Annotated in this window: 24 protein-coding genes; 13 read left to right on the forward strand and 11 right to left on the reverse strand. The window is 62.3% G+C overall.

The window, feature by feature from the left end; genetic code table 11:
* Positions 1-103: 103 nt before the first annotated feature.
* Entirely contained in the window at positions 104-409 is a 306-nt protein-coding gene (locus tag ACIGHL_RS09020) for a hypothetical protein (RefSeq protein ID WP_128119706.1), read from the reverse strand.
* On the opposite strand from ACIGHL_RS09020, the gene ACIGHL_RS09025 reads away from it, so the two are divergent.
* From ACIGHL_RS09025 to ACIGHL_RS09035, 3 genes are all read left to right on the forward strand, one after another.
* Positions 409-1,581 (forward strand): zinc-dependent alcohol dehydrogenase, encoded by a 1,173-nt coding sequence (locus tag ACIGHL_RS09025; protein WP_128119705.1) that lies wholly within the window; start codon positions 409-411, stop codon positions 1,579-1,581. The genes ACIGHL_RS09020 and ACIGHL_RS09025 overlap by 1 nt on opposite strands.
* Before the next feature lie 71 nt (positions 1,582-1,652).
* The gene (locus tag ACIGHL_RS09030) at positions 1,653-2,177 is read left to right on the forward strand and encodes a transcriptional regulator (RefSeq protein WP_128119704.1); all 525 of its coding nucleotides are present in this window, start codon (positions 1,653-1,655) and stop codon (positions 2,175-2,177) included.
* A gap of 537 nt (positions 2,178-2,714) precedes the next feature.
* Positions 2,715-3,647 (forward strand): AEC family transporter, encoded by a 933-nt coding sequence (locus tag ACIGHL_RS09035; protein WP_128119703.1) that lies wholly within the window; start codon positions 2,715-2,717, stop codon positions 3,645-3,647.
* 99 nt (positions 3,648-3,746) lie between these two features.
* Here ACIGHL_RS09035 and ACIGHL_RS09040 read toward each other — a convergent pair whose 3' ends face one another.
* Positions 3,747-4,694, reverse strand: a complete 948-nt coding sequence (locus ACIGHL_RS09040; protein WP_128119702.1) for a methyltransferase — start codon at positions 4,692-4,694, stop codon at positions 3,747-3,749.
* Positions 4,695-4,718: 24 nt separating this feature from the next.
* On the reverse strand, positions 4,719-6,167 hold the full coding sequence (locus ACIGHL_RS09045) for an iron-containing redox enzyme family protein (RefSeq protein ID WP_128119701.1): 1,449 nt from the start codon (positions 6,165-6,167) through the stop codon (positions 4,719-4,721).
* 190 nt (positions 6,168-6,357) lie between these two features.
* On the opposite strand from ACIGHL_RS09045, the gene ACIGHL_RS09050 reads away from it, so the two are divergent.
* On the forward strand, positions 6,358-6,576 hold the full coding sequence (locus ACIGHL_RS09050) for a hypothetical protein (RefSeq protein ID WP_128119700.1): 219 nt from the start codon (positions 6,358-6,360) through the stop codon (positions 6,574-6,576).
* 179 nt (positions 6,577-6,755) lie between these two features.
* Positions 6,756-7,091, forward strand: a complete 336-nt coding sequence (locus tag ACIGHL_RS09055) for a PilZ domain-containing protein (RefSeq protein ID WP_046163465.1) — start codon at positions 6,756-6,758, stop codon at positions 7,089-7,091.
* Here ACIGHL_RS09055 and ACIGHL_RS09060 read toward each other — a convergent pair.
* Positions 7,088-8,404: an MFS transporter gene (locus ACIGHL_RS09060; RefSeq protein WP_128119699.1), complete on the reverse strand. Its 1,317-nt coding sequence runs from the start codon at positions 8,402-8,404 to the stop codon at positions 7,088-7,090. The two genes, ACIGHL_RS09055 and ACIGHL_RS09060, sit on opposite strands and share 4 nt — an antisense overlap.
* Before the next feature lie 260 nt (positions 8,405-8,664).
* On the opposite strand from ACIGHL_RS09060, the gene ACIGHL_RS09065 reads away from it, so the two are divergent.
* Positions 8,665-9,360, forward strand: coding sequence for a dienelactone hydrolase family protein (locus ACIGHL_RS09065; RefSeq protein ID WP_046163467.1), 696 nt, complete (start codon positions 8,665-8,667; stop codon positions 9,358-9,360).
* Positions 9,361-10,002: 642 nt separating this feature from the next.
* On the opposite strand, the gene ACIGHL_RS09070 is transcribed toward ACIGHL_RS09065, so the two are convergent.
* The 7 genes from ACIGHL_RS09070 to ACIGHL_RS09100 all read right to left on the reverse strand — a co-directional run bounded on the left by ACIGHL_RS09070 (position 10,003) and on the right by ACIGHL_RS09100 (position 17,374).
* Positions 10,003-12,099 carry a flagellar biosynthesis protein FlhA gene (locus tag ACIGHL_RS09070; protein WP_128119698.1) on the reverse strand — a complete coding sequence of 699 codons (2,097 nt, stop codon included), beginning with the start codon at positions 12,097-12,099 and terminating at the stop codon, positions 10,003-10,005.
* Complete coding sequence (flhB, locus tag ACIGHL_RS09075; protein ID WP_216707016.1) at positions 12,096-13,235, reverse strand: flagellar biosynthesis protein FlhB; 1,140 nt, start codon at positions 13,233-13,235, stop codon at positions 12,096-12,098. The genes ACIGHL_RS09070 and flhB overlap by 4 nt, the downstream gene beginning before the upstream one ends.
* On the reverse strand, positions 13,228-14,007 hold the full coding sequence (gene fliR, locus ACIGHL_RS09080; protein WP_128119697.1) for a flagellar biosynthetic protein FliR: 780 nt from the start codon (positions 14,005-14,007) through the stop codon (positions 13,228-13,230). The genes flhB and fliR overlap by 8 nt, the downstream gene beginning before the upstream one ends.
* Positions 14,008-14,027: 20 nt before the next feature.
* Positions 14,028-14,300 carry a flagellar biosynthetic protein FliQ gene (locus tag ACIGHL_RS09085; protein WP_045422699.1) on the reverse strand — a complete coding sequence of 91 codons (273 nt, stop codon included), beginning with the start codon at positions 14,298-14,300 and terminating at the stop codon, positions 14,028-14,030.
* A gap of 1,114 nt (positions 14,301-15,414) precedes the next feature.
* Positions 15,415-16,170: a flagellar type III secretion system pore protein FliP gene (fliP, locus tag ACIGHL_RS09090; RefSeq protein ID WP_128119696.1), complete on the reverse strand. Its 756-nt coding sequence runs from the start codon at positions 16,168-16,170 to the stop codon at positions 15,415-15,417.
* Positions 16,167-16,538 (reverse strand): flagellar motor switch protein FliN, encoded by a 372-nt coding sequence (fliN, locus tag ACIGHL_RS09095; protein ID WP_046163473.1) that lies wholly within the window; start codon positions 16,536-16,538, stop codon positions 16,167-16,169. The genes fliP and fliN overlap by 4 nt, the downstream gene beginning before the upstream one ends.
* Positions 16,535-17,374, reverse strand: coding sequence for a FliM/FliN family flagellar motor C-terminal domain-containing protein (locus ACIGHL_RS09100; protein ID WP_128119695.1), 840 nt, complete (start codon positions 17,372-17,374; stop codon positions 16,535-16,537). Before ACIGHL_RS09100 ends, fliN begins: the two co-directional genes overlap by 4 nt.
* Positions 17,375-17,810: 436 nt before the next feature.
* Here ACIGHL_RS09100 and ACIGHL_RS09105 point away from each other — a divergent pair, with 436 nt between their 5' ends.
* Genes ACIGHL_RS09105 through ACIGHL_RS09135 form a run of 7 tightly spaced genes read left to right on the forward strand, consistent with a single transcriptional unit; the run spans position 17,811 to position 24,743 of the window.
* Positions 17,811-19,196, forward strand: coding sequence for a sigma-54-dependent transcriptional regulator (locus tag ACIGHL_RS09105; RefSeq protein ID WP_128119802.1), 1,386 nt, complete (start codon positions 17,811-17,813; stop codon positions 19,194-19,196).
* Positions 19,197-19,223: 27 nt separating this feature from the next.
* Complete coding sequence (fliE, locus tag ACIGHL_RS09110) at positions 19,224-19,544, forward strand: flagellar hook-basal body complex protein FliE (RefSeq protein WP_128119694.1); 321 nt, start codon at positions 19,224-19,226, stop codon at positions 19,542-19,544.
* 20 nt (positions 19,545-19,564) lie between these two features.
* Positions 19,565-21,244: a flagellar basal-body MS-ring/collar protein FliF gene (fliF, locus tag ACIGHL_RS09115; protein WP_128119693.1), complete on the forward strand. Its 1,680-nt coding sequence runs from the start codon at positions 19,565-19,567 to the stop codon at positions 21,242-21,244.
* Positions 21,216-22,283 (forward strand): FliG C-terminal domain-containing protein, encoded by a 1,068-nt coding sequence (locus ACIGHL_RS09120; protein ID WP_128119692.1) that lies wholly within the window; start codon positions 21,216-21,218, stop codon positions 22,281-22,283. Before fliF ends, ACIGHL_RS09120 begins: the two co-directional genes overlap by 29 nt.
* A 6-nt stretch (positions 22,284-22,289) precedes the next feature.
* A complete protein-coding gene (fliH, locus tag ACIGHL_RS09125) occupies positions 22,290-22,988 on the forward strand; it encodes a flagellar assembly protein FliH (protein ID WP_128119691.1) in 699 nt (232 codons plus the stop codon).
* A gap of 1 nt (position 22,989) precedes the next feature.
* On the forward strand, positions 22,990-24,321 hold the full coding sequence (gene fliI, locus ACIGHL_RS09130; RefSeq protein WP_046163480.1) for a flagellar protein export ATPase FliI: 1,332 nt from the start codon (positions 22,990-22,992) through the stop codon (positions 24,319-24,321).
* Complete coding sequence (locus ACIGHL_RS09135) at positions 24,318-24,743, forward strand: flagellar FliJ family protein (protein WP_046163481.1); 426 nt, start codon at positions 24,318-24,320, stop codon at positions 24,741-24,743. Before fliI ends, ACIGHL_RS09135 begins: the two co-directional genes overlap by 4 nt.
* The last annotated feature ends 107 nt before the right edge of the window (positions 24,744-24,850 follow it).

Below are 24,850 nucleotides of genomic sequence, written 5' to 3' on the forward strand. Positions count from 1 at the left end.
TCCGTATTCTGCTGTTGCACCGGAGCCGCGCCAGCCCCTGATCGCGAGCAAGCTCACTCCGACGAAAAGCGCTATGCCCGGCCGGCGATGATCGCCGCGGCTCCTACGAAAAGCGCTGTGCCCGGTCCGCGATGGTCGCCACAGAAATGACACGAACGCGCTGTGAATAGTTGATATAACGTTTCAATTCGGCACAAACGATCACTGTTCGTCGGTGATTTCGCTTCATTGCGCCGGAACCAGGCAACTCTGCCGGCACGCTGCTTACTAAAAATCTGATAGCACGCACGCCGTACACCCTGCCGCATGGCAGCAGTCGGGTCAGGAGCAGCTGCCGCAGCGCGGCGCAGAGATCAGGAAGAACCACCACGGCGGCGTTTTCGAACACCGAAGCAGGAGATTTTTCCAATGAGAGCCCTTCGCTGGCACGGCAAGCACGACATTCGCTGCGACAACCACGTACCTGATCCGTCGATAGAAGACCCCCGCGACGCCATCATCAAAGTGTCGTCCTGTGCCATCTGCGGCTCCGACCTGCACCTCTACGACGGCTTCATGCCCGGCATGCAGCACGGCGACATCATGGGCCATGAGTTCATGGGCGAAGTGATGGAGGTCGGCTCGGCGAACAAGAAGCTCAAGGTCGGCGACCGTGTAGTGGTGCCCTTCACCATCGTCTGCGGTGAGTGTGATCAGTGCCGGCGCGGCAATTTCTCCGTCTGCGAGCGCACCAACCGCAACAAGGACGTGGCCGATAAGGTCTTCGGCCACACCACCGCCGGCCTCTATGGCTACACACACCTCACCGGTGGCTATGCCGGCGGCCAGGCCGAATTCGTCCGTGTGCCCTATGCCGACGTCGGCCCCGTCGTGGTGCCGGATGGCATGACCGACGAACAGGTGCTGTTCCTCGGCGACATCCTGCCCACCGGCTGGCAGGCCGCGGCTCAGTGCGATATCCAGCCCACCGATACCGTGGCCGTCTGGGGTGCAGGTCCGGTCGGCCAGTTCGCCATCCGCAGCGCGATCATGATGGGTGCCGAGCAGGTCATCTGCATCGACAACGTGCCTGAGCGGCTGTCTATGGCCCGCGCCGGTGGCGCCATCACCATCAACTTCGACGAAGAAAGCGTACTCGAACGCCTCAAGGAACTGACCCGCGGCAAGGGCCCGGAAAAGTGCATCGACTCGGTGGGCATGGAGGCCCATGCCGCGCGTTCCATCGACTCCATGTACGACCGCGCGAAGCAGGCGCTGATGATGGAAACCGACCGTCCTCACGTGCTGCGCGAGATGATCTATGTCTGCCGGCCGGGCGGCATTATCTCGATACCAGGCGTCTATGGCGGATTGGTCGACAAGATTCCGTTTGGCGCGGCGATGAACAAAGCGCTGACCTTCCGTATGGGCCAGACCCACGTCAACCGCTGGACCGATGATCTGCTCAAGCGAATTCAGGAAGGGCAGATCGACCCCAGCTTCGTCATTACCCACAGCGTCAGCCTCGAGCAGGGTCCGGAGATGTACAAGACCTTCCGCGACAAGCATGACGGCTGTATCAAGGTCGTTCTCAAACCCTGAGGGCCGGGCCTCGCGTCTCGCTAGCGGGACGTGGTCGGCTGTTTCTCCCAGCCCCGAGGAGGGACTGATTCATGAGCGTTCCACATCGTGTCACCCATACCAACCACTCCGCCCGTACGCTGGCCCGTGGCCTCGGCTGGTTCAGCATCGGGCTGGGTCTGGCCGAAGTGCTGATGCCCGGCAAACTGGCGCGCTTTCTCGGCGTGCCCGGCAACGAAGGACTGATTCGCGCCTGTGGCGCGCGGGAAATCGCCACTGGCGTCGGGCTATTGCTGAGTGACGATCCCAAACCCTGGATATACGGCCGCATCGGCGGCGATGCGCTGGACCTTGTCGGCCTGGGCTTGAGCATCGAGAAGGGCACCGAGCAGGTCAACGCTGCCATCGCAGCGGGCGCTGTGGCCGGCATCACTGCGCTGGACATCTCCTGTGCAAAGGGGCTGGCGAGCGAAGGCCAGTTGGTGACGGAATGGGATTACAGCGACCGCAGCGGCTTCCCGCAGGGTGCGGATGCCATGCGTGGCCGAGTCGAAGCGGAGTTTGCCGCGGGGCGTGCCGAGCCAAATGGGTATCCCGTGTCGACTTTGTTGCATTAGATGAGCGTGCTCGACGGCAGTTGATTTGGTGAGGCTGGGTGTGTGGGTTGGGCGTTTCGCTTCACGGCAATTGCTGGCTTTTGGGGGCTTGGTTTTGCCCTGCTGGGCGACTCACTTTTTGCAGTCGCCGGAAGGCCGGCCCGAAAAAGTGAGAAAAAACGCTTGTCCGCCATCCGGCCCCGGCTGCGGTGACGTTCCAGGGCCCGCCGCGAAGGGCCCAAGGCTGGGCGCCCCCGACCAATAGCGGCTCTCGCGGCATCCATGCCGTTCAACCCCTATGTGCCACCTGCGTTCAGGCCTCCTGAAAGGGAGGACGGCGTCGTCTGCCAGGCCGTGCGCTAATAAGCTAAGCAAAACCGGCCACCACCAAGCTCCCAACCCACTGTTCCATCGGCGTGAAAGCGAAACGCCCAGCCAACCCCGTTTGCAAGTCGGGTGACGATCCGACTCCAGGCATGCGATGAGCCATTTTTTTGCTAAGGTCCGCAGCGGGCCCCCTACCACCACCCTCTGGTGGCCACCACACAATGAGAGTCCATGTCCGCCGTCGTTAACATCGTCCTCCCAGTCTTCGCTCTGATCCTGCTGGGTTTCATATGTCGCCGTACCGGGCGTATGGGGCCGACGGGCGCCTCCGAGCTGAACCGATTCGTGGTCTGGCTGGGGTTGCCAGCGCTGCTGTTCAGTGTCGTCGCCAATTGCACCTGGGAGCAGCTTTGGCAGCCAGGCTTTATCACGGCGTTCTCGGTGGGCTGCCTCGGTGTCTTCGGCTTCACGCTTGGTTATCGACTGCTGCAAAAGCAGCCGCTGGCCGACGCCAGTCTCGATGCGCTCGGTGCGTCCTATGCCAATACCGGCTACATCGGCATTCCGCTGTGCATGTTGGTGCTGGGCGACGAAGCGCTGCAGCCAGCCATGGTGGCGTCGATCATCGTCGTCTGCGTGTTGTTCGCGATTGCGCTGGCCTGCGTGGAAACCGGCTTGCACGCCGGGCAGGGCTTCAACCAGACGTTGCGAAAAGTCAGTGTCGCGCTGCTGCGTAATCCGCTGGTGGTGGCGCCACTGCTGGGTGGGGTATGGGCGGCGAGCGGTTTGGATCTGCCGGTGCCGGTGGCGACGCTGCTGAAGTTGCTAGGTGCGGCGGCGGCACCTTGCGCATTGGTCTCGCTGGGGTTGTTCCTGGCGCAACCGCAGCCGGGTGGCACGGTGAGTGGTGTCTGGCCGTTGGTCACGCTGAAGCTGGTAGTCCAGCCGCTGATCACCTGGTATCTGGCCTTTCAGGTGTTCGAGCTGCCGCCGCTATGGGCGTATTCGGCGCTCTTGCTCAGCGCACTACCCACCGGCACCGGGCCTTACATGCTCGCTGAGTTCTATGGACGCGAGGCGTCGCGAGTGTCGCGTGTGGTGTTGCTGTCGACACTCGGCTCGCTGATCACATTGTCGGCCTGCCTGGTGCTGCTGCCCATATAAAGGTCCTGGTACCCGTGGATAAGCCTGCGGCGTTATCCACCCTACGTCTGGGCTGGTCGTAGGGTGGAAAACCGCGAAGCGTTTTCCACGCGGTAACGTTCAGCCCGCCGATCGGGTGACTTCCAGCACCACCGCCGCAATCCGGTCGCATTCGGTATAGGCGCCGTCGAGCAGCTCTTCACCGAAGACATCGGGATCGACCTCTCGATATCGCCATTCCAGCCCGTGACCTTCGAGACGCTGCTCGATTTCGCGGCGGAACGGGTCCTGATTGCCCTTCATCGCTACGCCGGTATAGAGCAGCAAGGTGCCGCACGGGGCGAGACGCGCCAGTGCGCTGTCGAAAATCGCCAGGGAAAGCCCGGCCCCCAAGGGTCCACCGCCGTGGCGATAGGCGCGCTCGTCCGGATCGACCAGATAGGGCGGGTTGGCCAGGATCAGGTCGAACTGACCGTCTATGTCATTGAGCAGATCGCTATGGTGGGCCTTCAGGTTGTCGGCCTCGGCCAAGGCCGCGTTGATGCGGGTCATGCGCAGCGCGGCCGGGTTGATGTCCACCGCCAGCACCTCTGCCTGTGGCCGTGCCAGTGCCGTCAGGATGGCCCCCGCACCGGAGCCACATCCGATGTCCACGGCACGCCCGATCTGACCTTTGTGGTTGTTCAGGTGGGCCAGGATTGCATTGGCGAACCGGTAGGTGTCCGGACCGAAAAACACCGCGTCTGCCGCGTCGGTGGGGTGCGCCGAATGAACGAACAACTGGCCGTCGAGGCTCGACATCCGCACCCGGCTACGCCAGCGTGAGTCGCTGGGGGCAAGCACGCCGGCTTGATCCATCAGGCTGAAAATTGCCGGCGGCAGCAGCTCATGCTGGAACGGCCGGCTCCAGCCGAACACACCTTCCAGATCTTTAGCCAGCTGATTTTCCACCCGCGCGTTGACCCGCTCGTGCGTCAGCGGCGTGGGGGTGATGAAGTGATAACCGCGCTCGCGCAGCGCCTGGGCCAGGTGCAGCAGCGCGCGGTCCTGGGCAGTTTCCGTGGTCATGTCAGATTCCCTGGCGAGTTCGCCTCAATTGAACAATCCGGTGAAGATGCGGGTGGCCAGCAGCCCGGCCGCGCTGTGATGGCGCGTCGGTGCCAACAGCGGCAGCAAGTGGCGCATGCGTGCTTCACGTGTGGGCAGCTGGGTCAGTTGCTGCTCGAGCAGCAAGGCTTCCTGATCGAAGTCGCTGACGTGCTGGCCCTGCTGCACCAGCGCCGGCTTTGCCGGCCGCTCGGTAGACGTCCGTCGACGGCTGCTGAACGGCACCTGGCGTTGTGCAAGCGACGGGCGCGGCTTGCCACGGGTGGGCGTCTGCTCAGCCAGCCAGTCGCCAGCGATCCAGTCGTGAATCAGTTGCTGCTCGTGGGCGCTGAATACGCCGAACATCGGGGCCTGTTCGCCGGTAATCAGCTGCCAGAATCGGCTGTTTTGCGGGTCTTCGTGGCGCTTGATCCAGCTGCGGCGCTGCAGCGTCTCGATGAATTGCGGGATCTGTTCCGGCTCAGCCAGCCATTGGTTCACGGTACGCCCATCGAAGCGGCAGTAGTCCGAATGCACGAACTGGCCGACGCCGGCCTTCTTCTCCAGCACGCGCATCACTTCCTGCTCCGGGTCGAAACCGCCAATCACCGAAAGCGTGCTTGCACCCAGATCATTCAGGCGATAGCCGTTCATGACTCGTCGGTAGAACTCTTCGCTGTCGCCCACCTGCGGCCAGGCCGCAAGCAAGCCTTGAATGGCCTTCTTCGCATGGCCGTTGTCGGCGTTGTCGACCGTCACGTGCAAGGTGAAGTAATAGGGGTCGATGCCCAGCTCGGTGAGCTCATAGGAGCTGATCAAGAGGTGCAGCGGGAGTTGTTCATAGCCGAGGTTGAAACCGATTACCTCAGGCATGAACTGCTCGGCGTGCTCGGCCAGCGCCAGCTGGATGACGCCTTGGACGAAGTTGTCGTCATCCAGCGTCTGCCAGTCGTCACAGCCCTGGCTGGCGAGCAGCTTGCGGTAAAGCACCACGTGGTTCTTTTCCGGCTGACCTTCGCCCAGCTCCTCGAGATAGGTCTGAATCAGCGAAGTGAAGCGCGCATCGTCCCAGCGCTGCAGCAGGCCATAGAGCCAAGCGCCATCGACCAGTTTGGTCGGTGCTACACCGCGCAGAAAGTGCAGCGCATGAGCCTTGCTGGTGAAGTAGCGGCGTGGCGCGCCGGCGCGGCGTTCGTCAAGGTAGGCCTGATATTGCCCGCCGATCTTTGCCGTGTGCGCCTCCAGCCAATCCCCGAGCCCGGCTGGGTCTGGCGGCAGGTCGCAGGGCAGCGCTGAGGCTTCGTCCAGCTTTGCATTGAGGTAGTCGGCGGCGCGATTGCGCACGGCTGCGTCATCGGGGGCGTCGAGCAGGGCGAAGTAAAGCGCCCTGGAAGGCGCTGCCACCTCACAGGTCACTGGCGTGGTGTCGACGGGCATGCTTCGAGTCAGTTGCATAGATTCACACGGTGGCAGTGGGGAACCCCCCAGATGATTTTTTGGCCGTCGCTATGCCGGATTAGTTCAGCGCGCCTGCCGAATGGCCGGCCATCTCGGCAGATTTGCATGCAACTTCTGCGATCGCGCGTCTTCCTAACCTATAGAGATGCCGAGCGGTGTCCGAATGAGCAACCAGACGGAGGTCACCATGAATCAATCCGAACGCGGCAAGGAAAACCTGGAAACGATCAACGATCGCAACGATGAGCGCATCGACCAGGCGGGCAGGACCACCAATGGCGAAGCCGCTGGCGGTGATCGTGACGACGTTCCAGGCGGCGCCTACAACGTCCCGCCGGGCATGGCCGATGAGGTCAGCGATGAAGAGGCGTTGAAGCGCAACAAGCAGAATCGCCCCGAGCGCTAGCCAGGGTTGCGGAGCGGAGCCGTGGCCCCGCTCCGCTAGCTGTAAAAAATAATTGGCTGATCCCTTAATTTTCGTTGTGTTTCGGTCGCTTGCAGCCTTTAAGCACGCCGCCACCGTTATGCCTGGGAGGACGATCCCGGCCGTTTCGCAGCGGAACAAAGGACTGCCAGAGCCTCGCCATGCGCCAACACAGCCGACTCACCTTCCGCCATCTCAGCCGTATCCAGGTCACCAATCGTCTCAGCGGCGACCCTATGGGTTATGTGGCTGACCTGTCGAAAGGCGGGTTGCGCCTGGTCGCCAAGCAGCCATTGGGCGTGAACGGCTGCTATGAGATGTGCCTGCACGTGCCGACCGTGGGTGATCGAACCCGTGAAGTGCAGATCGTGGTGCTCTGCCAGTGGGTGCGCAAGGATTCCCGCCGCGACAGTTTCGAAATGGGCTTCTCCCTGGATCGCCCGAGTGAGGAATACACCCGGTTGATTGGCGAACTGATGCCCAAGCGGCGCGATTAGCGGTTCACCACCTTGGCCGGCAGCGCGATCACCAGCAGCGAGCCGAGCACCAGACACGCTGCGAAGAACCACAACGCCGCACCGCTTTCCCCGGTGAGGTCGAGCGTGACGCCAATCAGCGTATTGCTGACCAGCCCGGCGATGTTCGCCAAGGAGCAGGCCAGGGCGAAGCCGGTCGCTGCCGCGGTGCCGGTGAGAAAGGTCGCCGGCAGGCTGAAAAATACCGGAACCGCACCGATGATTGCCGCCTGGGCAATGGAGAACAGCAGCACCGTCATGATCACGTTGTCGGTGAACGCGGTGCTGGTTGCCATGGCGACGGCGCCGATCCAGAACGGCAGGATGATGTGCCAGCGGCGCTCGCGGAAGCGGTCGGAGCTGGCGCCCAGCACAAGCATGCCGAGCACCGCGGCGATGCTGGGCACGGCGGTCAGCAGGCCGATCTCCGACACATCACTGACGCCGGCGTTGCGGATGAAGGTCGGCATCCAGAAGCCCAGCGCATAGGCGCTCAGCAAGATCGCGAAATCGATGCCGCCGAGCATCCACACCTTGAGGTTGAAAAAGCCCTGGCGAAAGGTCTCGCCACTGGCCGGGCTCTGCGCCTCATCGAGGGTCAGGTCGCGCAGCACCTGGCCCTGCTCGTTGATATCCAGCCAGTCGGCGCGTTTCGGGCCGTCGGGCAGTACGCGTAGCGCCATCAGCCCGAGCAGCACGCTGGGAATGCCTTCGAGCAGGAACAGCCATTGCCAGCCACGCAGGCCCTGTACCTGATCGAATGCACCGAGAATCCAGCCGGACAAGGGCGCGCCGATGACGCTCGACAGCGGCAGGCCGATCATGAACAGCGCGATGATCCGCCCTCGGCGATAGGTCGGGAACCACAACGTTAGGTAATAGAGCACGCCCGGCAGGAAGCCCGCCTCGGCGACGCCCAGCAGCAGGCGCACCACGTAGAACTGCGCCGGTGTGGTGACCAGCATGGTGCAGGCCGACAGCACGCCCCAGGTGATCATGATCCGCGCAATCCAGACCCGTGCGCCGACACGCTTGAGGATCAGGTTGCTGGGCACTTCGAAGAGGATGTAACCGACGAAGAACAGGCCCGCACCCAGGCCGAAGGCCGCTTCGCTGAGCTGCAGCTGCTCGGCCATCTGCAACTTGGCGAAGCCGACATTGATGCGGTCCAGGTAGGCGGCCAGGTAGCAGAAGCACAGAAACGGAATCAGCCGCCAGGCGATCTTTCGATAAAGACGCGGATTGTTCGGTTCGCCGCTAAGGGTGTGAGCGTCTGGCGCCGGCGCCTGAGGCATCGGTCGTCTCCGTGTTGGTTAGGTGTCGAAGCAAGCTCGGCATGTTAATGGAGCCGGGCTGTCGAGTCAGAACCTCTGACCCAAGGCGCGCGGCGGAATGTTCCTTGTCGCCTCTGCCGTAATGACAGGCGGACATAGCGTGACTGAACGCAGGGCTGAGCCCGCGAACTCTGCCCCTTTGTACCTGTCGCACCTGTTCGACCGGTGCTCTTAGGTGCGCCTGAAATTGTCCGGCAACTCGCAACCCAACGGAGACAGGCATGACTTCACAGTGGATCGACATTCCCGCGCAAGACGGCAAGACCTTCAAGGGCTACCTGGCACTGCCGCCCGCCGGCCATGGCCCGGGCATCGTGCTGATTCAGGAAATCTTCGGTGTCAACGAACACATCCAGTCGGTCGCCGACCAGTACGCATCCGATGGCTACGTCGTAGTGGCTCCGGACCTGTTCTGGCGCAGCGAACCGGGCGTCCAGCTCGGTTATGGCGAGGAGGACTGGGAGCAGGCCTTCTCGCTGATGCAGGCGCTGGATTTCGACCTGGCGATCGACGATCTACGGCGCAGCGTCGAGCTGCTGCGCGGGCGCGATGACTGCAACGGCCGCGTGGCGTCGGTGGGCTATTGCATGGGCGGCGTGCTGTCGTTTCTGAGCGCGGCCAATGCGGGCGTCGATGCTGCAGTCTGCTACTACCCCGGCAGCATCGAGAAACGCCTGGACCAGGCCGAGCGGATCACCTGCCCGACGCTGTTCCACTTCGCCGAAGAAGACGACCACATTGACTCCGACGCGGTAGCCGCCGTGCAGGAAAAGATGGCCCAGGTCGGTCAAGCGCAGATCGAGACCTATCCGGGCGTCGACCACGGCTTCAACTGCTGGGCACGGCCCATGTACAACCAGAACGCTGCGGCGCTGGCCCATGGGCGGAGCTTGGTGTTCCTGGCCGAGAACCTCTGAGCAATCCAGACGGCCCGTGTTTGCCCGGAGGGCTGTAGGCGCACGCTCTGCTGGCAGTCTGCAGCCACGCAGGGCCCTTGATCGCGACCAAGGTCGCTCCTACAAGGGTGGCTCGCTCGGGGCGAACGGTTGCGCCGTCCTACACCTGTAGGAGCCAGCTTGCTGGCGATCCTTGGTCTGCGTGCGAGTAGCGACGAAGGATCCTTGATCGCGACCAAGGTCGCTCCTACATAAGCAGCCCGCACGGACAGTGAGCGAGATCGCCTCCCCGCACTCGTAGGAGCCAGCTTGCTGGCGATCCTTGGTCTGCGTGCGAGTAGCCACGACGGATCCTTGATCGCGACCAAGGTTGCTCCTACATAAGCAGTCCGCACGGACAGTGAGCGGGATCGCCTCCCCGCACCCGTAGGAGCCAGCTTGCTGGCGATCCTTGGTCTGCGTGCGAGTAGCCACGAAGGATCCTTGATCGCGATCAAGGTCGCTCCTACAAAGGCAGCTCGCTCGGACAGTGAGCGGGACCGCCTCCCCGCACCCGTAGGAGCCAGCTTGCTGGCGATCCGTGGTCGTTCGGGCGGGCCGCTGACAGGCCGCACGATACTGGGCGCCCTTGGCCTTCTCACGACGGGCCAAGGGCTACGGCTGTTAACCCAGCGTGCCGAGAATGTTCACCCCGACCCGATCCGGGATCTCGTTTTGCGACAGCACGTGCAGGCCGGGGCTGAACACCCGCGCATAGCGCGACAGCAACGGACGCAGCTGCGGCATCACGGTAAGGATCGGCGGGTGACCATCCTTGCGCAGCTTTTCCTTCACCACCGGCATGCTGTTCTGCAGCTGGTTGAGCAGACTCGGCTCCACCGGAATATTGTCCAGACTTACCTGGCCGGCTTGCTGGGCGATCGCCAGCGCATTGAGCAACGTGTTTTCCAGCGCATTTTCCAGCACGAAAACCGCCAGTTCGCGGCGATCACCGGCGATCATCGAAACGATGCTGCGGCGCAGCGCGTAGCGCACGTCGGCAGCCAGCAGCACCGGGTCCTTGGTGGTTTCGCTGCATTCAAGCAGGGTGCTGGCGATGGTTTCGATATCGCGCAGCGGGACTTCTTCCAGTAGCAGCTGGCGGTAGACGCGCATCTGCTGGGTGTAGCTCAGGGCGTTCTTGAGGCTTTCAGCGAGCTTCGGCGCCTGCAGCGTCAAGCGCTGCATCAGGTGCTCGACGTCGTCGTGCTTGAACAGATCCGGCAGGTGCTCACGCACCACCTTGTTCAGGTGCGTGGCAACCACGCTGGCGCAATCGATGACCTGATAGCCAAGGTTCAGCGCGCGGGATTTGTCCGACGGCTGAATCCACACCACCTGCATGCGGTAGGCCGGGTCGGTGCCGAGGATGCCGTCGATCTCGCCGTACAGCTCGGGTGACGGAATCGCCATCAGGCGATCGGCATGCAGCTCGGCGCCGTCGATCTTTTCGCCATTGATGTAGATGTCATATTGCGACGCCTTGAGCCGCAAGCTGTCGCGAATCTGCACTTCGGGCAGCAGGAAGCCCAGGTGCTCCGACAGGGTCTGGCGCACGCCACGCACCCGCGCCGGCAACGGCGCGCCGGAGGCTTCGTTGACCAGCCCGACCAGCTTGTAACCCAGCGAAATCGACAGCCGCTCGACCAGCGGAATGTCTTCCCAGGCCAGCGATTGCGCCTTTTCCTTGTCCATCGCCTGACCGATGGCCTGGATCTCCTTGAGATCGGCCCCAGCGGCAGGCGGCTCGTGCAGCGACACCCGCCAGCCGATGAAACCGATCAGCGCCGCGAAACCGATAAACGCCAGATGCGGCATGCCCGGCACCAGGCCGAGCACGAAGAGAATGCCGGCTACGGTGTACAGCGAGGCCGGGTTGGCCAGCAGCTGGCGCTGAACCTGGCTGGTGATGTCGCTGGATTCATTGATGCGGGTGACGATGATCGCCGCTGCGGTGGACAGCAGCAGCGCCGGAATCTGCGCGACCAGGCCGTCACCGATGGTCAGCAGGGCGTACTGCTTGAAGGCTTCGCCCGCCGCCAGGTCGTGAACGAACACGCCGATGGCAAAACCACCGAAGAGGTTGATCAGCAGGATCAGGATGCCGGCGATGGCGTCACCGCGAACGAACTTCGAGGCACCGTCCATCGCACCGTAGAAGTCGGCTTCCTTGGCCACTTCCTGACGGCGGGCCTTGGCGTCTTCATTGGTCAACAAGCCGGCGTTGAGATCGGCGTCGATGGCCATCTGCTTGCCGGGCAGGGCGTCCAGGGTAAAGCGCGCCGTGACCTCGGAGATCCGTTCGCCGCCCTTGGTGATCACGATGAAGTTGATCAGCATCAGGATCACGAACACCACCAGACCGACGATGAAGTTACCGCCGATCACCACCTCACCGAAGGCCTCGATCACCTTGCCCGCTGCGCCCGTGCCGCTGTGACCTTCGAGCAGCACCACCCGCGTCGAGGCGACGTTCAGGGTCAGGCGCATCAGCGTGGTGACCAGAATCACCGTCGGGAACAGCGAGAAATCCAGCGGACTCTTCGACGACACGCTGACCAGCAACACCAGAATCGACATGGCGATGTTGAACGTGAACAGCACGTCCAGCAGCTGCGGTGGCAGCGGCAGGATGATCATCGCCAGAATCGACAGGATGATCAGCGGAATCCCAATCCGTCCGCTGCTGAAGGTCGGTGTCAGTTTCTGAATCAGGCTCATGATCGGGCTCGGTTGAACAGTTCTTCGGGAATATGGATGTCACTGGTCAGCTTGGGCTTGGCCCGGCGACCCTGCTTCCAGGCCTTGAGCTGGAGGATGTAGGTCAGCACATGGGCCACCGCGGTGTAGAGCGGCGCCGGGATCTGCTGGTTGACCTGGGTACTGAAGTAGATCGCCCGTGCCAGCGGGGGCAGCTCAACCACTTCCAGGTTGTTGGCCTGGGCCAGCTTGCGGATGTACAGCGCCGTTTCATCGACACCACGGGCGATGACGAAAGGTGTTTCGGCCTTCTTCGGGTCGTACTTGAGCGCCACGGCGTAATGCGTCGGGTTGACGATCACCACGTCGGCGTCCTTGATCACTCGGCTGATCTGCCGTTGGGCCAGTTGGCGCTGCAGCTGCTTGATCCGCGCCTTTACCTCGGGCCGGCCTTCCTGGTTCTTGTGCTCTTCCTTGCGCTCCTGCTTGGTCATACGCATCTTTTTCAGAAAGAAGAAGCGCTGCAGCGGGATGTCGATGAACGAGAACAGCACGAATACCAGCAGCAGCGAAATCGCCAGATCGAAGGTCAGCGAAAAGGCACTGCTGATGGCATTGGTGATGTCGCTGCGCTGCAAGGCGATCAGTTTGGGCGCGGCGTAATACAGCTGGCCGACGGCGATGCCCAGCAGGGTGGTGATCTTCAGCAGCGACTTGAGAAGCTCGGTCCAGTTCTGCGCGCCCACCATCCGGCCCAGGCCGGTAATGGGGTTGAGCTTGCTGAACTGGGGGGAAAAGTTCTTCGAGGCGAACACCCAGCCGCCCGGCACCAGGGCGAAGGCGATCACCAGGATCGGCGTGACCAGCAATGGCAGCAGCACGCTGATGAACACCAGCAGGTTATGGGTGAGGATCAGCTGCAGATCATCGACGGTGATTTCGCTCTTGTGGAAGTCGATGTACGAGTAACTGAACGCCTGCTGCAGGCCGTCGAAAAAAAAGCCCAAGCTGAATTTGAGTACCAGTAGCGTGGCCAGCAGCGAGACGGTGGTGGCCACGTCCTTGGAGCGGGTCACCTGGCCATCGTCGCGACTCTTCTTGAGTTTCTGCTCGGAGGCCTCTTCGGTTTTTTCCTGGCTGCTGTTCTGCTCAGACATCGCGGCCGCTCCGCAGAATCTCGCCGATGTTGCCCAGTAGCTCGCGGGTCAGGTGCAGGTAGGCTTCCGACAGGTTTGGCAGGGTCAGGAAAATCAGGATCAGCCCGGCGATGATCGCCATCGGAAAGCCCAGGGAGAACAGGTTCATCGCTGGCGAGATGCGGTTGAGCAGGCCAAAGCAGAACTGCACCAGCGTCATGCAGAAGACGATGGGTAGCGCGATCAGCAGGGCGGCGGAAATGACCCAGCTCAGCGACATCGCGATGGTCTGCAGGCCGTCGAAATGGATGCCGCTGCCGACCGGCCAGAAGATGAAGCTCTGATAGATGATGGTCACGATCACCAGATGCCCATCGGTGGCGAAGAACAGCAGCGCCAGCAGGATGAAATACAGCTGATAGACGATCGAGGCCGACGACACACCGTTCATGGGGTCGTTGAACACCGCCATGGACAGCCCCAGCTGGGTCGAGACGATGTCGCCGATCAGGGTGAATACGGTGAACACCAGCATTAGGGCCACGCCCAGCAGCAGGCCCATGGCGATCTGCTCCAGCGCGGTGAGAATGCCCTTCATGGACAGCGGGTCGATGGGCGCTGTGGGCGGCAGGGCGGCGGTGAGCACCACCGTCAGCGCAATCGCCAGCAGCACCCGCGCGCGGATGCTCAGCGACTTGTGGCTGAACATCGGCGCCAGGCTGAACACCGCCATGATCCGGCAGAACGGCCACCAGTAACCCAGCAGCGACTGCAGGTATTGACCGACCTGCATGATGGGTTCGTTGCCCACGGCTAACCGACCAGCCGCCCGGCTTGGGTGAAGGTTTCGATGAACAGGTCGCTGAAGGTCCGCAGGATCCAGTGCCCGGCGAACACCAGCATGCCGAGGGTGATCAGCAGGCGCGGCAGAAAGCTGAGCATCTGTTCGTTGATCTGGGTGGCGGCCTGGAAAATGCTCACCAGCAGGCCGCCGAGCAGGCTCGGCACCACCAGTACGCAGACCACCAGCACGATGACGTGGATGGCGTTGGAGATGATATTGACGGCGGTGTCTGGGGTCAGCATGGGAGCACCTGGGAGGTGAGGGTGGTTGTGCCGGTTAGCGCGGCAGTAAGCCCATGTAGGAGCGAGCTTGCTCGCGATCCGGTGTTGGCAGCCCGTATGCTGCTAGATCGCGCCGCGCTTTCTCTGGCCGGTGCTACGGATTGCGCCGTCTGCAGTGGTTCCGACGCTTTTTGTAGGAGCGGGGAGCGAGACCGAGTTCCTAGCGAAGCTTTTTGGCTTTGGCTTTGGCTTTGGCTTTGGGTTCGTTGAGTGATCCCTGTTGGCCGGGTTGGCTGAGGCATTGGTTTCGCCCTGCTGGGCGACTCACTTTTTCCAGGCGCGGAAAAAGTAAGCAAAAACGCTTGCCCCTGCATCCGGGTCTCGCTGCGCTCGACTTCCCTCGCTCCGGTGACGTTCCAGGGGCCCGCGGCGACGGGCCATCCATGGCCCAACGCCGCTCTCGCGGCATCCATGCCGCTCAACCCCTTACACGCCACCTGCGCTCGGCCTCCTGAAAGGGGCGATCCGGTGGTGTGTGATGGGGCGTGCAACGAAACGGTTGTAAGGGCTATATGTAGGGTGGGTAACGCGAAGCTTACCCACCGCTTTTGGTGGGCAAGGTCCGATATCAATTGTGGGATCAATCGTGGTGGAAAATGCTCCGCAGTTTTCCACCCTACGAACTTCTGAAGGTTATTGATTAAGTGACCCTGGCTCGACACTGCTTCTTGCTTTTCCATTGCACGACCTGCCAGACGACGCCGAACGCCCCTTTCAGGAGGCCGAATGGAATCGCTGCGCAGAGGGGCGAGCGGCATGGATGCCGCGAGAGCCGTGAAGGGCCATGGATGGCCCTTGCGCGGCGACCCTCGGAGCAGCGATGGAATGAGGGAAGTCGAGCGCAGCGAGACCCGGATGCAGGGGCAAGACCTTTTGGTTCCTTTTGGGGCAACTGCCAAAAGGGACTCGCCCAGCAGGGCGAAACCTGAGGCTGGGGCCCCCAGCAGAGCGGCGGCGTCGTCGTTATCAGGTTGCGGCAACTCCGCCGGATCGCGAGCAAGCTCGCTCCTACGAAAAGCGACAGACCGCTCAGCGGTTATGGCATAAGGAGAGCGACGACTGTTCACGGCGCCCCCTAAAACGGCTGAATACTGGTGGTCAGGGTCCCCATCAACAACGCCCACCCATCCACCAACACAAACACCATCAACTTGAACGGCAGCGAAATCATCATCGGCGACAGCATCATCATGCCCATCGCCATCAGCACGCTGGCGACTACCAGGTCGATTACCAGAAACGGCACGAAGATCATGAAGCCGAGCTGAAAGGCTGTTTTCAGCTCGCTGAGCACGAACGCCGGCAACAGCAGGAAGAAGTCCAGATCATCGAGGTTCTCCGGCACTTCCTCGCCTGCCAGCGAGACCATGGTTTCCAGCGAGGTCTTGTTGGTCTGCGCCAGCATGAACGCCGAGAGGCTGGTTTTGGACACGTCCAGCGCCTGTTCCAGGCTGATCTCGTCGTTCTGGAAGGGCTCGAAGGCGGCGCTATGAATCTCCTGCCAGACCGGGCGCATCACCAGCAGGGTGACGATCAGTGCAATGCCGATCAGCACCTGGTTCGGCGGGCTCTGTTGCAGGCCGATGGCCTGGCGCAGGATGGCCAGCACGATGATGAAGCGGGTAAAGCAGGTCATCATCATCAGCATCGCCGGCAGGAAGCCCAGCAGCGTCATGATGATCAGGATCTGCAGCTTGATGCTGAATTCCTGGCCGTTCTCGGTATCGTTCAGGTTGAACAGAGTGATTTCGCCACCGGCAGCCTGCGCCACCAGCGGGAACAGGCTGGCCAGCAGCAGGCACAGCAGCGACAGCCCGTGGCGCAGCTTCATTGCGTCAGCGCATCCAGGCCGACGCCGGACAGTTCGACGATACGCAGGCCATAGCTGCCGTTCATCACCACCACTTCGGCCTTGGCGAACAGGGTGCCGTTGACCTTCACGTCCAGCGGCTCGCCGGCCACTTTGTCGAGCACGATGACGCTGCTGGTGTCGCACTCCATCAATTCTTTCAGCGAAATCTCTGCCGAGGCCACTTCCAGGGTGACGTTCACCGGGATCTTGCCGAAGAAGCTCAGGTCCTGGCGTGGCGCCTGGGGCTGGGGAGCGGGCGCGGCGGCTGGCTCGTCGGTGCCGTCGAGGCTCAGGTCGCCCTCGTTGATGAGGTTCTCGAATTCGTTGTCGGACAGTTGACCGGTCATTGGGATTTCACGCTTTCAAGTGAAGTGAGGAACAAGGCGCCGTCTTCTTCGAAGACAGTCCCCCGATAGAGCTTCTGCTGGTTGATGCGCACTTCGTAACGGTCCAGCGGGCGCACCATGAGAATGTCGTTGAGCTGCAGGGCAAGTACCTGCGACAGCGGCATCTGCACCGAGGCGACTACACAATCCAGGCGTACCGGCAGGTGTTTGATGTGATCGACCGGGTTACCGGTCAGCCGGGCGGGCACCGGGCCGGCCAGGCGACTGGTCAGTTCATCGACCAGATCGGTGTCCAGATGAATGAAAATCGATGAGCGGCTATTGGTCAGGTGGCTGATGTATTCGAACTCAGCGACATATTCCCAAGTGGTTTCTTCGTAATCGTTTTCATAGCGCTCAAGTGCGCCGAATGTGTCGCCGGATAATATCGAGCGCGCAAAAATATAAGTCAGATCCAAGCCCAGTCGATCACGCATCCGTTGTTCGGAAGTGCTGATCGGCGGTGCTTCCTGACTGGGCACGATTGTTCCGCCGTAATAGCACTCGAGTGCCTCGGTGAGCAGGGCCCGGTCAATTGAAAAACCAACTTTTCCCATCGGCGAACGGTAGATGCATTCCGGTGCGTTATCTGCCGGCTCCTGAACATCGACCTTGCTCAGCTCGAGGCTGATCCGGTAATTGCGCAAAAAGTAGTCGCCGATCAAGCGAGGGTTCTTATTGGTGGTTTCCTTGATGAACTGAGGAATCTTGTGGTGATGCCGGCCAAGCTTCTGCGGTTTTAATACAGTCAGGCTTTGGGCGGGCACGCCATGGTGGACTTTTGAATTGCCAGACATGTTGTGAACGGTAGTTCCTGGTTCTTGCACGGCTGGCGAAGGCCTGTCGCGCGGGTATAAGCAGAAGAAGGTTTGGCCAGGGCGGGTGTGCAATGCCTGAGGTCACGGGCACGGCTCTAGCGTGCCGCCAGTCTAGGCTTGGGCGCGAGGAAGAATTAAATCAATAGGTATCAATTGATCTTTTTTGAGATCACTGATGAGCATTTGATTTTAATTTAGCGGAACTGATTGGGCAGTTCCGGGCGGGCTTGTTAGCGTGCGCGCAATTGTTTCGGAGTGATCGGCTGCAGTTACCTGTCTCGTTCGGCGAGTTGGACAGGCAGGGCGACAAAAGTTCCGAAAGACTTAAATAAATTTTTCAGCGAATCCGGCGTTGTGCTCGAGCAACAGGCGTAACAGCGCCAAGGTGGTCACATTGAATAGTGTCAGTCATGCAATGAACTACTCCCGCGAAGAGCTATTCGCTCCAGCGCCGGCGCGCAAGAAAATACTTATTGTCGGCAATCCCGCAGAGGCGGGTTGCGAATTCCTTGAAACGGGTCTGCGCAAGGAAGGTTGTGCGGTCTTTTCCTATGCCGGTCTGAATGGTCTGGATAACGCCGCATTGAAGGGCGCGTCGCTGGTTTTTATTCTGATCAGCGGCATGCAACAGCCAACTCTCTATACGCAGGTCGATTCACTGATTCGTCGTGGACGCGCCATCAGCGTTATTCCCGTCGTGCAGTATGCCGATCAGGAAAAAGCCGCGGCCTTACTTGAACTGGGTTGCGTCGACTACTTGTTGTCGCCGTTCAGCGAAAGTCAGTTAAGCGCATTGTTGCGTCGTCAGGAATTCGCCGACGCGGCTCAGGAAAGTTTCGTCTCCTGCTCCCAGGCTGGCCGTCGTTTGCTGGCCATGGCGCAGCGTGTGTCGCTGACCCGCGCGCCGATCCTGATCACCGGTGAAACCGGAACCGGCAAGGAACTGATGGCACGTTACATCCATCGTTTCTCGGCCAGTGCCGATGCACCCTTCATTGCAGTCAACTGTGCGGCCATCCCCGAGCAGATGCTCGAATCGATTCTGTTCGGTCACGAGAAGGGCGCCTTTACCGGTGCGGTGACGGCCCAGCCGGGCAAGTTCGAACTGGCCAACGGCGGCACCCTGCTACTCGACGAAATCGGCGAGCTGCCGCTGGGGCTGCAAGCCAAGTTGCTTCGCGTACTGCAGGAGCAGCGCGTGGAGCGCCTCGGTGGACGCAAGGAAATCGAACTCAACGTGCGCATCATCGCCGCCACCAACCGCGATCTGCAGCTGGAAGTGGCGCAAGGGCGCTTCCGCGCCGACCTGATGTTCCGTCTCGACGTGCTGCCGCTGCACATCAGCCCCCTGCGTGAGCGCAAGGAAGACGTGCTGCCACTGGCTCGCCGTTTCGTGGCCAAGTACGCGCCGCAGGAGGCCGGTGAAGAATTGTTCACCAGCGATGCCTGCCGCGCCCTGCTGCAACACGACTGGCCGGGCAACGCTCGCGAGCTGGAGAACACCGTGCAGCGCGCCCTGGTACTGCGCAACGGCCTGTTCATTCAGCCGCAAGACCTCGGCCTGGCAGCACCGGCACAAGCCGAAGTGCGCACCGAGCGGCTGCCGCTACCCACCGCCGAGACCGGCAAGGCCGCCCTGCGCGCCAGCGGCAAGTGGGCCGAGTACCAGCACGTGATCGACACCATTCGCAAGTTCGACGGGCACAAGACCAAGGCCGCAGCCAGCCTCGGCATGACTTCACGCGCTTTGCGCTACCGCCTCAATGCCATGCGCGAGCAGGGCATTGAGCTGAATTTCTGATTTAAACAAGTCAAGGGAGAGCCAGCGATGAGTTCAATCACTCAGGTACAGCAGGAACTGCTGGGCCGGATGCAGCAGCTCCAGGGTGTCGCCTCAGGCGCGGCCATCAAGCCGGCTGACCAGGCGGCGCCCGATGCGGGCGGGATGTTCATGGCGGCAATGCGTTCGGTCGACGCCCAGCAACACCAGGCCGGCGCAGCCATGGCCGCGGTGGACAGTGGCAAGAGTGACGACCTGGTGGGTGCAATGATCGACAGCCAGAAGGCCAGCGTGTCGTTCTCCGCGTTGCTGCAAGTGCGCAACAAACTGACCACGGCGTTCGATGACGTCATGAGAATGCCGCTGTGATCGAGCGTGAGAGCTAAGCCGTGTTTGAAAAACTGAAAAGCAGGATGCCAGCAGGTGGCTTCCAACTCGACCCGCGGGTAACGCTCGCCGGCATGGCGGTGATCGCTGCCGCGCTGGCGGTGGCCGTGGCCTTCTACCTGTGGCGCGACAACGGCTCGTTCCGGCCGCTGCATGGCGCCGGTGAAGCCTTTCCGGTCGCCGAGGTGATGCAGGTGCTCGATGCCGAGGCCGTGCAATACCGCATCCATCCGCAGAGCGGGCAGATTCTGGTGCGTGAGGACCAGCTGTCCCGTGCGCGCATGCTGCTCGCCGCCAAGGGTGTGAAGGTGGCGCTGCCGGCCGGCTACGAGCTGTTCGACAAGGAAGAGCCGCTGGGCACCAGCCAGTTCGTTCAGGACGTGCGGCTCAAGCGCAGCCTCGAAGGCGAGCTGGCGCGCACCGTGATGTCGCTCAAGGGCATCCAGCATGCCCGTGTGCACTTGGCGCAGGAGGAGAACAGCTCCTTCGTGGTCAGCAAGCGCGCACCGACCAAGGCTTCGGTGATGGTGCAGCTGGAGCCCGGCTACAAGCTGAGCGCGGATCAGGTTGGCGCGATCGTCAATCTGGTGGCCGGCAGCGTGCCCAACCTCAAGGGCGAAGACGTCGGCGTGGTCGATCAATACGGTGCACTGCTGTCTCGCGGTCTGAATGTCGGTGGTGGCCCGTCGCAGAGCTGGGGTGCGGTGGAGGAGTACCAGCAGAAGGCCGTGGCTAATATCGAGGAAGTGCTGGCGCCGGTGCTGGGCAGCGGTAACTACCGCATCAGCGTGGCGGCCGATATCGATTTCAGCCAGAAGGAAGAGACGCTCCAGTCCTACGGCGAAACCCCACGTCTGCGTCGCGAAGTGCTGAGCAATGAAAGCGCGCTGGATCAACTGGCGCTCGGCGTGCCCGGCTCACTGGCCAACCGACCTGTGGCCCCGCCGAAGGAAGGTGAGGAGCCCAAGCCGGCCCCAGGCGAGACCAAGGGGGCGACCTCCCTGCGCGAAGAATCCACCCGTCAACTGGACTACGACCAGAGCGTGATCCACGTGAAGCACGCCGGTTTTGCCCTGCGCCAGCAGAGCGTGGCGGTGGTGCTCAACGCCGCCGCCGCGCCGGAAGGTGGCTGGAGCGACGAGGCCCGCGCGGAACTCGAAGCCATGGTACGCAGCGCCGTTGGTTTCAAGGAAACGCGTGGCGACCTGCTGACCCTCAGCGTGCTGCCCTTCGCCGCTGTTGAAACCGTCACTGAAGAAGTGCCGTGGTGGGAAAACAGTCAAGTGCATGCCCTGGCCAAGCTCGGCGTGGCCGGCCTGATCGCACTGCTGCTGCTGTTGATCGTGGTACGTCCGGCTGTTCGCAGCCTGACCCAGCGCAACGCGCCAGGCGAAGCTGATCCGGTTGCACTTGAAGGCACCCTGGCGGCTGCGCCCGGGCCGCTGCCCATCGAGGCCGAGGCCCGCGCGGCATTGGCCAGCCCACGGCCCAGTGGCGACGGCATCCACGTATTCGGCGAACTCAATCCGCTCTCGGAAATTCGCCTGCCAGCGCCCGGTTCGGGGCTGGAGCTACAGATCGAGCATCTACAGATGCTCGCCAAGAACGACCCGGAGCGCGTTTCGGAAGTCATCAAGCATTGGATAGGCCGCAATGAAAGAGACCTCAACCCAGCCAGCTGAGTCGGTGACCGGCTCGAGTAAGGAAATCAAGGCGCGCCCGGTGCAGTTGCGCTCGGTGAGTTCGCTGGATCAGGCGGCGATCCTCATGCTGAGCATGGGCGACGACATTTCCGCGGGCATCCTGCGCAACTTTTCCCGTGAGGAAATCATCAGCATCAGCCAGGCGATGGCGCGTCTGTCCAACGTCAAGCAGCCGATGGTTTCCGATGTGATCAGCCGCTTCTTCGACGATTACAAGGAGCAAAGCAGCATCAAGGGCGCCTCGCGCACCTACCTGTCCGGCATGCTTGGCAAGGCGCTGGGCGGCGACATCACCCGTTCGCTGCTCGACTCCATCTATGGCGAGGAGATCCGCGCCAAGATGGCCAAGATGGAGTGGCTCGATCCCAAGCAGTTCGCTGCGCTGATCGCCAAGGAGCACGCGCAGATGCAGGCGGTGTTCCTCGCGTTCCTGCCGCCGGGCATGGCCACCGACGTGCTCGAGTGCATGCCGGCCGAGCGTCAGGACGAGCTGCTCTACCGCATCGCCAACCTCAACGAGGTCAACAGCGACGTGATCGCCGAGCTGGAACAGCTCATCGATCGCAGCTTGCAGGTGCTCTCGAATCAGGGTTCGCAGGTGCGCGGCGTCAAGCAGGCGGCGGACATCATGAACCGCTTCAAGGGCAACCGTGACCAGATGTTCGAGTTGTTGCGCGCCCACAACGAAGAGCTGGTGGGCAAGATCGAGGATGAGATGTATGACTTCTTCATCCTCTCGCGGCAGAACCAGGACGTATTGCAGACCCTGCTGGAAGTGATCCCGCTAGAAGAGTGGGTGGTCGCGCTCAAGGGCGCCGAACCCGCGCTGGTCAAGGCCATCCAGGGTGCGATGCCCAAGCGGCAGGCGCAGCAGATGGAATCGATCAACCGTCGCCAGGGCCCGGTGCCGCTGTCGCGGGTGGAGCAGGTGCGCAAGGACATCATGGCGGTGGTCCGCGACATGTCCAACGAAGGCGATCTGCAGGTTCAGCTGTTCCGCGAACAGACCGTCGAGTAAGCGCCGATGAGCATCAAGATCATCAAGGGTGAAGGCCGCTCCTGGCGCCCGTTCCGCTTTCCGCCTCGCGTGCGCACCGCCGCCGAACTGGCCGACAGCATGGCCGGTGATCCGGCCGCTTTACAGCGCGCGGTTGCCGATGGCTTTCAGGAAGGCATCGACAAGGGCTACGAGCAGGGCCTGGAGCAGGGTCGTGAGGCCGGGCACCGCGAAGGGTTCGAGCGCGGTGTCGAGGACGGCAAGGCCATCGGCCGCGAAGAAGGTCGTGCCCAGGGACGTCGCGCATTCGACGAAGCGGCCCGGCCCATGGATGAACTGGTCGAGCGCTTCGAGCGCTTCCGTCAGGAGTTCGAGCAGGCGCGTCGCGAGCAACTGCTGGAGTTGGTGCAGAAAGTCTCCAAGCAGGTGATTCGCTGTGAGCTGACCCTCCATCCGACCCAGCTGCTGACGCTGGCGGAGGAAGCCCTGGCCGCCATGCCGGGCGATCAGGAAGACGTACGCATCCTGCTCAACCCCGAGGAATGCACCCGCATCAAGGAGCTGGCGCCGGAGCGCGCAACAGCCTGGCGTCTGGTGCCAGATGAAAAACTGGCGCTCGGCGAGTGCCGCGTGATCACGGCGCAGGCCGAAGCCGATATCGGCTGCCAGCAGCGCCTGGATTCATGCATGGACACGCTGGGCGAACACATCCGGGCGGAAGCCTGAGATGTCCCTGCGCGAGAGCTTCCGGCTCGACGAGGCGTTGCGCTCGCTGGATACCGTGCAGCTGGCGAAAGTCAGCGGCCGGCTGGTGCGCGTCTCCGGCATGCTCTTGGAAAGCCTCGGCTGCCAGCGCATGACCGGCCAGCGCTGCTTCGTCGAACAGGGCGACGGCAGCATGCTCGAAGCGCAGGTGGTGGGCTTCAATCGCGATATCACCTATCTGATGCCATTCAAGAAGCCGGTTGGGCTGACATCCGGTTCGCGTGTTTTTCCGGCACCGGATGACGCCAAGCTACATATCGACGAATCCTGGTTGGGGCGTGTGGTCAACGGCCTCGGCGAGCCCTTGGATGAGATGGGCAAGCTCAGTGGACGCGATCCACTGCCCACCGAGCTGCCATCGGTCAACCCGCTCAAGCGCAAGCCGGTCAGTGAACCGCTGGACGTCGGCGTGCGGGCGATCAATGCCATGCTTACCCTCGGCAAGGGCCAGCGCGTTGGCCTGTTCGCCGGTTCCGGTGTGGGCAAGAGCGTGCTGCTGGGCATGATCACCCGGCAGACCAAGGCCGACGTGGTAGTAGTCGGGTTGATCGGCGAGCGGGGTCGCGAGGTGCAGGAGTTTCTGCTGCATTCGCTGGGCGAGGAGGGCCTGAAGAAGGCCGTGGTCGTCGTCGCGCCAGCCAACGAGTCGCCCTTGATGCGCCTCAAGGCCACCGAGCTGTGCCACAGCATCGCGGCGTATTTCCGCGACCAGGGCAACGATGTGCTGTTGCTGGTCGATTCCTTGACCCGCTATGCGATGGCCCAGCGCGAAATCGCCCTGGCCCTGGGCGAACCGCCGGCCACCAAGGGCTATCCGCCTTCGGTATTCGGCATGCTGCCGGAACTGGTGGAGAGCGCCGGCAATGGTGCCAACGACAATGGCAGCCTCAGTGCGCTGTACACCGTGTTGGCCGAAGGCGACGACCAGCAGGACCCGATCGTCGATTGCGCGCGGGCGATTCTCGACGGCCACATCGTTCTGTCGCGTCGGTTGGCCGACGCCGGCCATTACCCGGCCATCGACATCTGCGCCTCGGTCAGCCGCTGCATGAGCCAGGTCGGTCAGCCGCCGCATCTCGGCGCGGCGCGCCAGCTCAAGGAGTTCTACAGCACCTACGAGAAGATCAAGGAACTGATCCCGCTGGGCGGTTACAGCCCGGGCGCAGACCTGAAAACCGACCGCGCCGTGAAGCTGGCACCCACCATCGAGCGCTTCCTGCGCCAGGAAGTGGGCGAAGCCGCGGAGCTGGAAACCAGTCTCACCATCCTGCAGAGCATCATCAAACAACCATGAAGCAGCAGATCGAAACGCTCACGCGCCTGGCCAGCCTGCGTGGCAACCGGGTCAAGCAGATGCTCGGGCAGGTTCAGTATCAGCAGAATCTCTGCCAGCGCTATCGCAACAACATCACTGGCCTCAGCCGTCTGTGCGGCTTCAGCGTGCCGATGAGCACACCCTTGCAGCGCGACAACCAGCAGCGCTACAAGGCCACGCTGTACAAGATGGTCGAGTTGCAGCGCCGTGAACTGGCGGTGGCCGAGCAGGCGCTGACGCGCATTCAGCAGGAGCTGCTGCAGGCCATGCGCAGCGAGAAGGTGGTCGAGCATGTGATCGAGGCCAAGATGCAGCAGTGGCAGCAACTGTTGATGGCGCAGGAACAGAAGATTCAGGATGGCCTAGCCGCGCAGACTTGGTGGCGTAACCAGATTGCCTAGGTGGTGGGGTTGGGCTACAAGTTTGCTTGGCCCCGGCCCCTCACCCCAGCCCTCTCCCCAAAGGGGCGAGGGGGCGTGTACGGCGCGGTGGACGGGTGGGGGCTGGA

It is taken from the genome of Pseudomonas sp. NPDC077451 (assembly GCF_044543345.1).
Classification (GTDB): Bacteria; Pseudomonadota; Gammaproteobacteria; order Pseudomonadales; family Pseudomonadaceae; genus Stutzerimonas.